The organism is Prochlorococcus marinus str. MIT 0912 (assembly GCF_027359595.1).
In the GTDB taxonomy this organism is placed as follows: Bacteria; Cyanobacteriota; Cyanobacteriia; order PCC-6307; family Cyanobiaceae; genus Prochlorococcus_B; species Prochlorococcus_B marinus_C.
This window is the reverse complement of sequence record NZ_CP114783.1, coordinates 240762-253447: the sequence shown is the minus strand read 5'-3', so window position 1 is coordinate 253447 and position 12686 is coordinate 240762. Positions and strand designations below refer to the sequence as shown.

The window sequence follows — 12686 nt, the reverse complement described above, 5'->3', positions numbered from 1 at the left end:
AATAAAAGAATGGCTGCATTAAGACTAGATCTAATAAAAAACTATTTAAGACCTCACAAGAGTGAGTTAATAACAGGTGCTCTCTGTCTGATTTTCGTAAATATTTTAAGTGTTGCTATTCCAATGGAAGTTAGAAATATCGTTGATGATCTAAAAGAAGGATTTACATTTTCATATGTCTTGAATAAGTCGACATGGTTAATACTGTTGGCAACAATAATGGGAGGGGCAAGGTTGATATCTCGGCAACTGGTATTTGGTGTTGGCAGACAAGTAGAAGTCTCATTAAGACAAAAATTATTTGACCGCATGTTGGAGCAAGACCCTGGATGGGTTCAAACAATAGGGACTGGAGAAGTCATAACAAGAGCTACCAGCGATTTAGAAAACATAAGAAGATTGCTTGGTTTTACAGTTCTTAGTCTTACAAACACCTTTTTGGCATACACATTCACATTGCCAGCGATGCTGTCAATCGATCCACTTTTAACATTTTTTGCCATATCCGTATATCCAGTTTTACTTGGCACCGTTGGATTGTTCGGTGGAAGAATGGTCAAACAAAGAAAGCGGCAACAAAAAGCTTTATCAGAATTAAGTGAACTAATACAGGAAGATCTATCTGGTATCAGTGCCATTAAAATTTATGGTCAAGAACAAGCTGAACAAGAAGCTTTTAAGAAATTAAATATTAGATATAGAGATGCTGCTATTAACCTTGCAAGAACTGCAAGCACTTTATTCCCACTACTTCAAGGTTTATCATCAATCTCTTTGCTTTTACTAATAGCAATTGGTAGTGGGCAACTAAGTAACGGAACTCTTACTGTTGGAGGCTTAGTAGCATTAATTCTTTATGTAGAAAGACTGGTTTTTCCAACAGCCTTATTGGGATTCACACTAAATACTTTTCAATTAGGACAAGTAAGCTTAGAAAGAGTAGAAGAGATATTAAATCATGAACCGACAATCAAAGACAAAGTCAAGACTGTCAATATATCTAAGCCAATTTCAGGCAAATTAGAAGCAAGAAATTTAACAATAAAATATGAAGATTCTCCAAGAAAAATACTTGACGATATTTCTTTCAGAATAATTCCTGGAGAAATAGTTGCATTAGTTGGACCTGTGGGTTGCGGTAAAACAACTTTAGCAAGAGCTTTAGGTAGGATGATAAATATCAATGAAGGGACCTTATTTTTAGACGATAATGATGTAACTGATATAAAGCTAGAGGAGCTAAGAAGCAATATCGCTTTAGTCCCTCAAGAAGGATATCTTTTTACAGAAACTCTTTCAGACAACATAAGGTATGGGAACCCAGAAGCTTCAATATCGAAAGTTAAAGAATCAGCTTATGAAGCCCGAATGACAGATGATATAAAAGGTTTTCCAGACGGTTTTAAAACACTTGTTGGAGAAAGAGGGATAACTCTCAGTGGCGGACAAAGGCAGCGAACCGCCCTCAGCAGAGCTTTATTAGTTGATTCAAAAATAATTGTTCTTGATGATGCATTAGCAAGCGTGGACAACAAAACCGCTGCTGCAATACTTCAAACAATAAAGAAACAGCATAATAAGACTGTTTTGATGATCAGTCATCAACTATCAGCAGCCGCTTCATGTGATCGAATATTAGTAATGAACGAAGGGAGAATCGTACAGGAGGGAACTCATCAAGTCTTAATTAACAAAGATGGGTTGTATAAAAGCATGTGGGAAAGAGAAAAAGCTAAAGAGCAAATTCAATCAAATGATTAATCATTACTTATTAATATTTTTTAATCAATTCATCCTAATTTAGATATAAGATATAAAAACAATTATGGTCATATAAATAGTTATGAAATCATGAGCGCTCTAACAAAATATAAACTTGATTGTGACCTTTCATTTGGTGATATTTACATTCAAATCCTTGCATGGATGGGTGTAATTTTTGTAAGTCTTGCTGCTGGTCTTGCACTCATGGGCTCATCAAGACCGATTTTTGCACTTTTAGGAGTAGGCCTAATCCTTGTATTAAGTCTCCCTTTCTTATTGTTTGCATTTGTTACCACCTTAATCAATCACATAAAAATTGAAACTATAAATTAAAATTATGATTAAGAAAATAATTGAAAATTTAACATTTATAATTGATAGGATATATTCTGAAAAAAGTACAGAAAAATTAAATAAGAAAGTGCTACATACAATATTAAAAAATGATTTATCAGCGAAACTAAAAGATAATGAGGAAGAAATACTTTTTGGATGCGGTTGCTTTTGGGGGGCTGAAAAAGGCTTCTGGAGGCTGCCAGGTGTGGTCACCACTGCCGTAGGATATGCTGGTGGAGAAAAAGACAACCCTAGCTATAGAGAGGTCTGTTCTGGCCTCACAGGCCATGCCGAAGTAGTAAGAGTTGTCTGGAATAAAAATAAAGTTGACCTTAGCGACTTATTAAAATTATTTTGGGAATGTCATGATCCAACACAAGGGAATCGTCAGGGAAACGATAGTGGAAGCCAATATAGATCCGTGATTTATACAACAAGCAATGATCAACTAAGTAAAGCCATTGAAAGCAAAAATAGCTATCAAAAAGATCTACAAAAGAAAGGATTTGGTGAAATCACAACTGATATAGATAAAGATATAAAATTCTATTTTGCCGAGGATTATCATCAACAATATTTAGCCAAGCCTGGAAGCAGACCATATTGTTCAGCCATGCCAACAAAGGTAGAATTCAAAGATTTCAAAGGGGCTAATTTCAAACTAAATAAAAATATATGGTCTTACTATAATTGGGATATAACTCATTGTATTCTGAGAGGTGAGAATACACCTATTGAATCAAATTTATAATGAATGATCAATTACCAGATAAAACCGTTTTGCTAATAATATTAGCTACATTGTTATTAGTATTTTTCTTAGTGTTTAGTTTTAAATCTCCTAAAATCGAGCAAGAGAATACAATTCAATGGATGGATAGTTCGTTAAATAGCGAATTACCTTATACAAGCTAAATAAAATAGTCTTATCTCAAATTATTAGCTTTAAGCATATGAAAAATAATAAATTAGAAGAAAATATAGAAAGAGCACGAATAAATTTATATAACATTCTTGCTATATTAATTGTAATTATTCCTGAATACTTTGCTGAGTTAATCTATACATTTGAAGCAACCCAGCATAATGAAACATTGCCAAACGAAGGAGAAGCCTGGCAAAAAGATATTGAATTAAGACTCTCAAAGATGAATATCCACGAACTACGATTAATGGCTAAAAGACTAAGTATTCATGGTTATTCTAATGAAAATAGGAATTCACTCATTAGACGAATATATAAAAAATCTAGAAAAAGAATTAAATGCAAATCATCAAAAATTTAAACCATAAGGAATACGTTATGATAATTTAAAAATACGGGACGTAGCGCAGCTTGGTAGCGCACCACTTTGGGGTAGTGGGGGTCGTGGGTTCAAATCCCGCCGTTCCGATAATATCGATGTGCTACTAATCAGAATCGTTTACTAAGGATTGGATTAATTTCGTTGTACTAATCAAAACTGCTAAAAAAACGAAAAGAGTTAAAAAAATAATTAATGCAAACAAATATGGTGGTATGTCAATCTCACCAAAAGATACAATGAATAAATCAGGTAGAAATTTCATTAAAACAAAATAAAAGTCATAAACCAATACTAATCTAATAAATATAAAAACTAAAATTTATAAAGTTGCTATGATAAAAATACCAAAAACCAAACGATAATAAACAAAAACAAAAGTATTATTTTTAGCTAAAAACTTAAGAAACAAGTCAATAGCAAATATTGAAGAAAAGAATGATGATATAATCCCAACAATTATAGGTAAAATATCTATTATAGATAACGTTCTAAACAAAGTAACCAATTCAATAAGTCCTGATAATGATATCGCTGGAATACCTACTAGAAAAGATAGTCTAGCTGCTGTTTTCCTTTCAATACCAGAAAACAATGCTGCGGTCAGCGTAATTCCAGATCTAGAAACTCCAGGAAATATAGCTAGAGATTGGGCAAAGCCTAAAAAAATCACATCTTTTATATTAATCTCCCTAAATATTTTTTTTCTATTGCCATAAACTTCTGAAAGAGCTAGCAATACCGCCATAAAAATGGAAGTTAAAGCTATGGAAAACAAGCCTCTGAAATTCGAATCAGAGTAATTAGGCCAATATGCTTTGATAAGTAAACCCAGAGTAAATATTGGAATGCTGGCTATAAAGATATAAGTAGAAAGTCTGGTATTATCATCTTTGAAAAAGTTATGATGATTAAAAATTGAAAAAAAGGAATCAATAATTAAACTAATTTGATTTCTAAAATAATAAATAATGGCAACTGCGCTTCCTAATTGTATAGAAGCGGAAAAAGACACACCCGGATCATTCCATCCAAAAAAATAGGGTATAACTTTTAAATGAGCTGTACTGCTAATGGGAAAAAACTCAGTTAAACCTTGAATAATGCCTAAGAAAAATGATTTAATGCAAATAATTACATAAGGACTAATTACTTCAGGCATATTTGGAAAATAATAAAAAAAGAAGCTCGATAAATTTATAGAAATTTTCAATTATTATAGATATGATTTAAAAAATAAAAATAAATCATGAAAAAAAAAATTATATTCTTGGTAGTTCTTACACTAACTTTCATAGCTGGGGTACAAGGAAAGGCTAAAGCAGATTACTGGTTAGTAATAGGTAGCTATAGGCAAGGACCTGGAGGAAAACCACAAGTAAGTGGAATCACAAGTCCATCATTATTTGCTATTCCTATGGGGTCCGAAAAGATGTGTATGGAAGCCGGAAAAAAAATTGAAAATGAAATTTATAAGCCTGTCTGGCAATTTGATAGCAAATGGACATGCATCAAAAATTCAAATAATTAATTCATATTAATATTTTCAACTAAAGATCTTATAGAAATAATAATCATCTCTGAACATCATGAGCACAACCATCTCCCTCATAGTCATCGCTATTGTAAAATCCATTTTTAGTGCCAAAAAAAACAGCAGAGAGTACAAAAGGTACTGCTACTAAGATTAAAAAGCTAGATAAATTCAAACTACTATCACTTTATTATTTGCTTAATCTAACAAGGAAATCAATTTTTTGAACTCAACATTCTATATAAATCATTAATCTATTAAGAAAAAATAAGACTTAACTAAAACGACTGAGAATAGGATCTATAGCAAACTCAATAATAATGTACGTTACAAAAAACCAAGAAAACATAAAAAATATAAATAAACGCGGTCCCTTAAGAAAAGGTTGAAAATAATTATTTGATCCATCACCTTCAAGAAGAGTCCTGCATTCTTTTACCTGCGAGTTCGAAAGACGATAATAATCTGAACCAGGTATTCTATTATCAACATATAATTTTCTAAGGTTTTTAATTAGTGGTTCAGGTTTTTCAGTACTTAAGAAAGCAATCAACTCACCAGGTCTTAAATCAATTCTTGCTCGTTCTAGATTGTTAGTAAATCCAATATTAAATAAATCACCATTTTGAATCAAATAGACATATGAAACCATTTTATAGGCATGTGTAAGTTTTATATCTAACAATGATAGAGACTAAATAGAATAAAAGATAAAAGTTTAACAAAAGATAAAATAAAAATAACAAGAATTATAATCAATACAATTTGATTAACTTAGAGAGTATCTAAATGATAGGCAGTAGTCTGAAGCTTATCAATTCTACGATATTGATTAATTTCAACTGTCGTATCTGACCTAATAAAGGATAAAGATTGTTGTGGAATTGACGTTTGAATCATGCGTATAAAATCAGTTAAATTATTTCCTTTTAAACCACAGCCTTTTAATTTAATCATCTCCTCTTCTTGGTGTGATTTCCAAAGTATTGTATTATCAAATCGAGAGGATTTAAGATGCCAAATCTTTTCAAATTTTTCCCAGATTTTACAATAATCAAGCAGTGAATCTTGAATCAAAAAACGATAGTCTTTTTCTCTCTGACTCAATGAAAAATTAAATTTTTCATCGTCTAAGTCATCAATTTTAGATATATCTGAAATAGGTTCACAACCTACAAACCACCCCTCCAAAATTAACACTTTAGGTTTAAATTCGCACCATCCTGATCTATCTCCCTTCCCATCTCTTAAAGACTTATCAAAAGTAGGACTTCTTAAAACACCTGTATTCAAAAAAGTTTCTAAAGATTGATTCAATAAATCTAAAGAATGACTACCTGGGAAACCTCTAGGAACATTCCATGGATTACCTTTCATTGCTATATCCATTTCTTCTCCAGGCAAATAAAAATCATCCAAAGATATAACATTAATATCTAAAGAAAGTTCTCTTGCAACACTATTTATCCAAAATCCTAAGGTAGACTTTCCAGAACCAGGGAGTCCTGAAAATCCTATTATTATTGGATTATTATTAAGATTAATATAATTCTCTAAAAGGGAAAATAATGGGAATGTTAATGACCATTTCCAATCTGATTTTGTATTTGGTTTCCAATATTTATCTATAATACACTGCCTATTAATATCAGACCAATTATGAAAAAAAATTGAGGGATTAAGTGATAAACCTTCAAGGAATAAACGATAACTATCAAGAGGAAAAAGAAAGTCTTCCCTTATATCCTTTGGAAAAATATCAATAAAAGAACTGTTAATATTTTTATCTATCATAAATCCTTAAAACTATTAATAACATCTTCAACACTATTGGACCAACCCTCTGCATGAGGGGCATTCGCTAATCTAAAAGAACCATTATCGATACCATGCTGTAAATACTTATTTGGACCATTCTTACCAGGAATAACAATGGCTATATCAGCATATTCAAGTAAAGGTAGATCATTTTGAGAATCGCCAAGTGCAATAATCTTGACGTCTGGGTTATGTAAATGAACTTTTAATTTGTTAACAGCTTGACCTTTATGACTTTGACTAGAGAGCAAATGACTCATCCGGTTTCCCTTGAAGACATGAACATTATAAGAATCACAAATAATCTTTACTTTTTCAAATATATCATCCGGAGGATTTAAGAATGGAACACTCCACTGCCTATCTAAAGCTCTATTAATAGCTTGATTAGTTAAACCAGTTAGATCAAATATTTGATTTTCACTCAAATCATTCAAAGGAGTTAATTGGTAGTTAACATCTTTAGATATGTTTTTTAAAACAACTCTTAATTCCTTATAACTTTTACCCAAAATTAATTCCCATTCAGAAGAATTGTTTACATATGAGCCATAAATAGCCGCACCATTTTCTACAATAAAAGGATCTGATAATCCATTTTCATTTCTAAAATATCTAACCTCAGAGGCTGTTTTACTAGTACAAGGTATGACAGGAATTGCCATTTTTGAAAGGAGTTCCAATGTTTTTTTTGCAGGAGAGATATCGTAATCCTCATCCATTAATGTTCCATCAAGATCTGTAACTATCCAATATTTAGAAATATTTTTCATAAGGCTAATCAGTTAAAGAGAACCAAACTACTTGATAAGGATTAAGTTTAAACGTATCTATTTCAAAATGAGAACCTGTAATATTATCCAGCAAACGTTTATTCGAAGATATTCCATTCAAACCAAGTTCATGTGATGGAGAAATATTTATACATTTATTAGACATATTACAAAAAACATAAATACTTTCTTCATCTAAACCTCGTTGAATAACAACACAATTGTCAATACTAGTAGATATACATTTCATACTCGCTTCCGGATGAAAGGCCTTAAGTCTTGATCTTACTTTAACTATATGAGTGAGATATGAAATATTTTTACTGGCAGGGGAATTAAAGTTCTTAAGAACATCAAATAATTTACTAGCTTCAAATTTCTCTCTATTTAAATCTCTTCTTTGCCCTGTTTTTCTAAAAGAATCAAGATCATTTGGTGAGGCTAATATAGATGGAAGATAAAAAGCTGGAACTCCTTTTAAAGATAAAGTGAATACCTGACTGAGCAAAAAACGTTCAAATTGAAATAAAGTAATATCAGATCCATTATGAGACATAGCACTCCACCAACTTATGTTTAATTCATATGGTTGATCTTCTCCATTTGACAATCGACGGTGACTAACTAATCCTCCTCTCTTTTCTGACTCAACCAAAAGATTGTGTACTCTATGATCGTCCATAATTCCTTCTAATGCTCTTAATCCAATACCATCGTGTGAAGAAGTGAAATTAAGCAGAGAAGTCTCATTTGGCAACTTATTCCAATTAGATAACCAATTATTCAATAAATCAGTTTTACCGGTATAGATAGCTTCTAGCAATAATGGAGGTAGAGTAAAGTTATAAGCAAGATTTGCTTCATTTCCATCAATCAAATAAGAAAGATTTTCTTTCTCCGGAACATTAGTCTCAGTGATTAATACAGCCTTGGGGTTAATAATCTTTAAGCATTTATTTAAAAGCTTAACTATTAAATGTACTGGGTCTAAATGTAAACAAGTTGTATATGGCTCCTTCCAAATAAATGCAATTGCATCAAGTCGAATCCATTCAGCTCCATTATTTACATATCTAACCAATAATTTCAAAAACTCTAAAAAAATATATGGATTTCTCCACTCCACATCAATCTGATCTGGACCAAATGTTGTCCATACGTTTTTAAATCCTTGATCAGTATTAATGTTAGTGAAGAGCGATGAATTTCTCGGTCTTATAACTTTGTCCCAAATATTAGTCTCAGAGGGAGAAACAATAAAGGACGACCCAGGTTCCTCTGATTTTATAAATTGATGAACCCATGAATGCGAAGAAGAGACATGATTTAAAACAAGATCAGCCATTATTTTATGGTTACTTGATAAATCCTTTAAATCATTCCAATTACCAAAAGCCTCTTCTATTTTTTCATGATTAGAAACAGCGAATCCTCCATCACTTGTAGAGGGAAGAAATGGTAAAACATGTATGACGGAAGAAAGGCCACTTAATCTATTTTTTACGAATTCAGTTAATGTTTTTAAAGTTGATTCATCTTTCCTATAAATTGAATCTGGGTAAGTAATCAAAACAACACTAGAAGAATCCCAAATTGATTCGATCTCTAATTCGTTGGTGTCCCGAGGAACACAAAATGGATCTAAAATCTGCAACAATTGTGACCACACTGAATTGATTTCTTGTTCAGAGTGCTCAGGATAAATTTCTCTGAGAGAAAGTCTCAGTTCATCTAATTTACTATCCAACTCAGACACTCTTTAAAGGAAAACAATCTTCACTACCTCATCGTAGCTCCCACCTTGAATCTGTAAAACTTTTTTCTTGAATGGACTTTCAGCAGGGTTTAATCACAACTATTCATGAGTACGGACTAGCAAAAGATCCAGTATCTCAATTAAATAAAGACCTATTAAAACGGCCAACATCAATACTTATTCCATGCTTATTCGATGAGTTCAATAGGCCGGCATTAAAACTTATAAGAACGACTTTAAAAGAATTAAAAAATTTAAATCAGCTAGTCATAGCGCTATCAGCAAGCAATCGAGACGAGGTGCAGAAGGCAAGAGAATTTTTCAAAGAAATGCCATATCCAGTTCACGTCCAATGGACTAATAGTCCAAAAGTTATTGAATTACTAAAAAACCAAGAAAAAAATGGCCTAGATCTATTAGGTGTTCCAGGAAAAGGATGGGCAGTCTGGCAAGGAGTTGGAGTAGCCACGAAAAGTTCGGAAGTCGTAGCACTCTTCGATGCTGATATCAGAACATTCAGCTCTAATTATCCCGCAAGAATGCTGGGACCTTTATTGGAAAAATCAAATGGGATTTCTTACGTAAAAGCTTTTTACAGCCGTTTATCTCTTGAGACAAATGCACTTCAAGGGAGAGCTACTAGGTTATTTGTAGGCCCACTTCTTTCAAGTTTGGAACAATTGATGGGGAATGCGCCATTCCTTCAATATTTACAGTCTTTTAGATATCCATTAGCTGGAGAGTTTGCTTTTACAACAGACTTAGCTATGAATTTAAGAATTCCATGTGACTGGGGGTTAGAAATAGGGCTTCTCTCAGAGGTTTATAAAAACGTAAGGATATCAAGAATCGCACAAGTTGATCTAGGTATTTTCGATCATAAGCATAAAGAGATAGGTTCAAAAGCTAATGAAGGCCTTCAAAAAATGTCAACAGAAATTCTTTCAAGCGTTTTAAGAGGGTTAATGGAACACGAAGCAAGAACACTTACAAGTTCCCAATTAGCAAACTTAGAGGTTTTATATAGAAGAGCAGGAGAAGATAGAGTTAAACAATTTAGTCTAGATTCCTCGGTTAATCAATTACCTTACAGTCGACATAAAGAAGAACTAGCAGTTCATACTTTTGGAAAACTATTAAGACCCGCAATAAACAAATTCCTTGAATCACCAGTAAAGCAGCAACTTCCCTGCTGGGCTAGGGTTTTAGACTGTGAGAGTAAATTACAAGATGATTTAGAAAAAGCTGGAAGTTTATAAAAATCTATAAGAAGAAATAATCACAGAAAGGCTTTAATTAGTAATGAAATTCCAACAGAAAAAGAAACAAATTCAAAAATAACTTTAATAAATTTGGACCCTTTAATTATTGATAAATTAGCGCCTAAGTATCCACCTAAAAGAGAGCCTATAATCAATACCGGTATATAATTCCAAATAATATTTCCAGTCAATCCTAAAGAGAGTGCTCCAATACTATTCCAAAAAATTCCAACAAAAATCAAAGTATAAGCAACAGCAGTAGAAAATGATAAATCATATATAGTTATCATCCAAATCGTCACAAATAGTCCAGTACCAGAGGAAAGATAGCCATTGAGAAAACCAATAATAAAAAGACCAATTGAGCCAATAATTATTCTTAACTTATTAATTGAAACTTTATGATTTGAAGTTCCAAGATTTTTCTGCCTTATAGAGTAGAAACTAAGAAATAGGGTCAATAAACCTAATAAGGAAGTAGAAAAATTACCAGGTAAAATGGATGAAGTATAGGCCCCTAATAAAACACCTGGTATACCAGAAATTAAGATCAAAAAACCATAGTTAAATTGTACCTTACTTCGTCTTAGATGAGGTACTGAAGCACCTAAACCTAGTGCAACACTGGCAACCTTGTGAGTTGCCAATGCTTTAGAGAAAGGCAATCCAAAAAACAAAAGGGCTGGAAGTTGAATTAAACCTGCACCTCCACCAGATAAAGCGGAAATAAAATTAGAAAGAAAAGATATAATTCCCAAAAAAATTTGAGAGAAAATATCAGTATTTAACATAAAAAATTAACAGATTTATTTAAAAAACAATATCAGCTATCAATTTCCCTAAATATTTTTAATCATTTCCCTTCTAATTAGATCAATACAATTTGGATGCTCATGAATATACCTATTAAATTCCATTGCAAGCAATCTTGCTTCATATGCATCACAGGCATAAAAGCAATTCTCAAGACGTTGATTATCATAGTTCCGATAATGAACCGTGTAAGGCCTTAAGCTTGAAAGTGGGATTTTAAATTGAGTTTGATTCATTTTCAATTTATATTCCTATTTCTGTTATGCATCCATATGAGGAATTTTTCTACGGATGTCTTGTAACCAATATAAATTAAAATTTATTTAGAATTTTGAATTGAATTTAAAATTCGATTTATAAAAGATTAAATAAGTTAGTTGAGATTATTCACATGAGCAAATTATCTGAAATAGACCTAGGGTCTACACTTTTATCAACTTTTATTTTAATAGGATTCATAGCTACCGCTTTTGTTTTTGTAAGACTAACGATCATAGGAATTAACTATGTAAAGGCTAATTATTTAAAAGAAGAAGGAGAGGGTAGGGCGGAAAAAATAACAAAAAGTGAAAAAAAGGGTTTTAATTAATTAAGTCAAGCCAAAATTCAAAAGCGGGTTCCTAACGGATAAATAATATAGCGAATGAATAGTTAATTCATTGATTCGTAGAATATGTTAATTTAGAAAGATCTTAAGCTAATCATAATGAAGATAAATCCTCTAATACCAGTTGGGTCAGTCATAAAAATTGAAAAGGCTAAAATAGAAAATGTACTACCTAAAAAAATATTAGATGATCTACCTCAAATGATTAATGTAGAGGTTATTGATTATAAAATGACTGATGGAATGGGTATTGGCTACGTATTAATGACTGAAAATAATATTAAAATTTGGATTTTTGATAACGAATTAAATGAACAAACAAAAAGGGAGTATAAAATAGAGCCTTCAAATAAACCGAAAAATTTATTAACTATAGAGCTTTTATCACGAATAGATAAAGTTGAATATGACCTGAATGGGAACAGAAGTATTAAAAAGTTAGCTAATCCCTTTAATCTAATTAAATGGTTAGTATTTACATTGAAAGATATTTTATAAATTTCAATAAAATTGTCTTTTCACTATACAAAATAACATTTTAACAATTTTATTTGTTTTTAAAGTTCATATTTATCCATTTCTTTTTATTTAGAAATTTACTTAGTTGACTAGCAGGATTTACTGAACATACCTTAACTTATATTGTTCAGTAAATTGATCTTTTAGAAAATCTGGACTAAATGAACCTTAAGGTTTTCGCTAGCAGCTTCAAGCTTGCC

The 12686-nt window shown here is 31.6% G+C and carries 15 protein-coding genes and 1 tRNA gene; 9 read left to right on the top strand and 7 right to left on the bottom strand.

The window, feature by feature from the left end:
• Positions 1–9: 9 nt before the first annotated feature.
• From O5640_RS01335 to O5640_RS01315, 5 genes are all read left to right on the top strand, one after another.
• Positions 10–1761, top strand: coding sequence for an ABC transporter ATP-binding protein (locus O5640_RS01335; protein WP_269612783.1), 1752 nt, complete (start codon positions 10–12; stop codon positions 1759–1761).
• 90 nt (positions 1762–1851) lie between these two features.
• On the top strand, positions 1852–2097 hold the full coding sequence (locus tag O5640_RS01330) for a hypothetical protein (RefSeq protein WP_269612782.1): 246 nt from the start codon (positions 1852–1854) through the stop codon (positions 2095–2097).
• 4 nt (positions 2098–2101) lie between these two features.
• Positions 2102–2851, top strand: a complete 750-nt coding sequence (msrA, locus tag O5640_RS01325; RefSeq protein ID WP_269612780.1) for a peptide-methionine (S)-S-oxide reductase MsrA — start codon at positions 2102–2104, stop codon at positions 2849–2851.
• A 202-nt stretch (positions 2852–3053) separates the two neighbouring features.
• The gene (locus tag O5640_RS01320) at positions 3054–3386 is read left to right on the top strand and encodes a hypothetical protein (protein ID WP_269612779.1); all 333 of its coding nucleotides are present in this window, start codon (positions 3054–3056) and stop codon (positions 3384–3386) included.
• Between the two features lie 34 nt (positions 3387–3420).
• Positions 3421–3494: transfer RNA gene (locus O5640_RS01315), tRNA-Pro, on the top strand.
• 232 nt (positions 3495–3726) lie between these two features.
• Here O5640_RS01315 and O5640_RS01310 read toward each other — a convergent pair.
• The gene (locus tag O5640_RS01310; RefSeq protein WP_269612778.1) at positions 3727–4566 is read right to left on the bottom strand and encodes an undecaprenyl-diphosphate phosphatase; all 840 of its coding nucleotides are present in this window, start codon (positions 4564–4566) and stop codon (positions 3727–3729) included.
• 87 nt (positions 4567–4653) lie between these two features.
• Between O5640_RS01310 and O5640_RS01305 the strand changes: the two genes are divergently transcribed.
• Positions 4654–4935, top strand: a complete 282-nt coding sequence (locus tag O5640_RS01305; protein ID WP_269612776.1) for a hypothetical protein — start codon at positions 4654–4656, stop codon at positions 4933–4935.
• A gap of 277 nt (positions 4936–5212) precedes the next feature.
• Here the strand turns inward: O5640_RS01305 and O5640_RS01300 are convergent, their stop codons facing one another.
• From O5640_RS01300 to O5640_RS01285, 4 genes are all read right to left on the bottom strand, one after another.
• Positions 5213–5590 (bottom strand): GIY-YIG nuclease family protein, encoded by a 378-nt coding sequence (locus O5640_RS01300; RefSeq protein ID WP_269612775.1) that lies wholly within the window; start codon positions 5588–5590, stop codon positions 5213–5215.
• Positions 5591–5712: 122 nt separating this feature from the next.
• Positions 5713–6732, bottom strand: coding sequence for a uridine kinase (locus O5640_RS01295; RefSeq protein WP_269612773.1), 1020 nt, complete (start codon positions 6730–6732; stop codon positions 5713–5715).
• Positions 6729–7529: a mannosyl-3-phosphoglycerate phosphatase-related protein YedP gene (yedP, locus tag O5640_RS01290; protein WP_269612772.1), complete on the bottom strand. Its 801-nt coding sequence runs from the start codon at positions 7527–7529 to the stop codon at positions 6729–6731. Before yedP ends, O5640_RS01295 begins: the two co-directional genes overlap by 4 nt.
• Positions 7530–7533: 4 nt before the next feature.
• Complete coding sequence (locus O5640_RS01285) at positions 7534–9285, bottom strand: sugar phosphorylase (RefSeq protein WP_269612770.1); 1752 nt, start codon at positions 9283–9285, stop codon at positions 7534–7536.
• A gap of 71 nt (positions 9286–9356) precedes the next feature.
• Between O5640_RS01285 and O5640_RS01280 the strand changes: the two genes are divergently transcribed.
• Positions 9357–10544, top strand: coding sequence for a glycosyl transferase (locus O5640_RS01280; protein ID WP_269612768.1), 1188 nt, complete (start codon positions 9357–9359; stop codon positions 10542–10544).
• A gap of 20 nt (positions 10545–10564) precedes the next feature.
• Here O5640_RS01280 and O5640_RS01275 read toward each other — a convergent pair whose 3' ends face one another.
• Both O5640_RS01275 and O5640_RS01270 read right to left on the bottom strand, forming a co-directional pair.
• A complete protein-coding gene (locus O5640_RS01275) occupies positions 10565–11338 on the bottom strand; it encodes a sulfite exporter TauE/SafE family protein (protein WP_269612766.1) in 774 nt (257 codons plus the stop codon).
• A gap of 48 nt (positions 11339–11386) precedes the next feature.
• Positions 11387–11596, bottom strand: a complete 210-nt coding sequence (locus O5640_RS01270) for a hypothetical protein (RefSeq protein WP_269612764.1) — start codon at positions 11594–11596, stop codon at positions 11387–11389.
• Positions 11597–11751: 155 nt separating this feature from the next.
• On the opposite strand from O5640_RS01270, the gene O5640_RS01265 reads away from it, so the two are divergent.
• Both O5640_RS01265 and O5640_RS01260 read left to right on the top strand, forming a co-directional pair.
• Positions 11752–11949, top strand: coding sequence for a hypothetical protein (locus O5640_RS01265; protein WP_269612763.1), 198 nt, complete (start codon positions 11752–11754; stop codon positions 11947–11949).
• 117 nt (positions 11950–12066) lie between these two features.
• Positions 12067–12465, top strand: coding sequence for a cytochrome b6f subunit family protein (locus O5640_RS01260; RefSeq protein WP_269612762.1), 399 nt, complete (start codon positions 12067–12069; stop codon positions 12463–12465).
• Positions 12466–12686: the final 221 nt, after the last annotated feature.

Bases quoted from the DNA above. Each gene is read 5' to 3' on its own strand.
- O5640_RS01335 (WP_269612783.1), top strand. From the start codon at position 10: ATGGCTGCATTAAGACTAGATCTAATAAAAAACTATTTAAGACCTCAC.
- O5640_RS01330 (WP_269612782.1), top strand. From the start codon at position 1,852: ATGAGCGCTCTAACAAAATATAAACTTGATTGTGACCTTTCATTTGGT.
- msrA (WP_269612780.1), top strand. From the start codon at position 2,102: ATGATTAAGAAAATAATTGAAAATTTAACATTTATAATTGATAGGATA.
- O5640_RS01320 (WP_269612779.1), top strand. From the start codon at position 3,054: ATGAAAAATAATAAATTAGAAGAAAATATAGAAAGAGCACGAATAAAT.
- O5640_RS01310 (WP_269612778.1), bottom strand. From the start codon at position 4,566: ATGCCTGAAGTAATTAGTCCTTATGTAATTATTTGCATTAAATCATTT.
- O5640_RS01305 (WP_269612776.1), top strand. From the start codon at position 4,654: ATGAAAAAAAAAATTATATTCTTGGTAGTTCTTACACTAACTTTCATA.
- O5640_RS01300 (WP_269612775.1), bottom strand. From the start codon at position 5,590: ATGGTTTCATATGTCTATTTGATTCAAAATGGTGATTTATTTAATATT.
- O5640_RS01295 (WP_269612773.1), bottom strand. From the start codon at position 6,732: ATGATAGATAAAAATATTAACAGTTCTTTTATTGATATTTTTCCAAAG.
- yedP (WP_269612772.1), bottom strand. From the start codon at position 7,529: ATGAAAAATATTTCTAAATATTGGATAGTTACAGATCTTGATGGAACA.
- O5640_RS01280 (WP_269612768.1), top strand. From the start codon at position 9,357: ATGGACTTTCAGCAGGGTTTAATCACAACTATTCATGAGTACGGACTA.
- O5640_RS01275 (WP_269612766.1), bottom strand. From the start codon at position 11,338: ATGTTAAATACTGATATTTTCTCTCAAATTTTTTTGGGAATTATATCT.
- O5640_RS01270 (WP_269612764.1), bottom strand. From the start codon at position 11,596: ATGAATCAAACTCAATTTAAAATCCCACTTTCAAGCTTAAGGCCTTAC.
- O5640_RS01265 (WP_269612763.1), top strand. From the start codon at position 11,752: ATGAGCAAATTATCTGAAATAGACCTAGGGTCTACACTTTTATCAACT.
- O5640_RS01260 (WP_269612762.1), top strand. From the start codon at position 12,067: ATGAAGATAAATCCTCTAATACCAGTTGGGTCAGTCATAAAAATTGAA.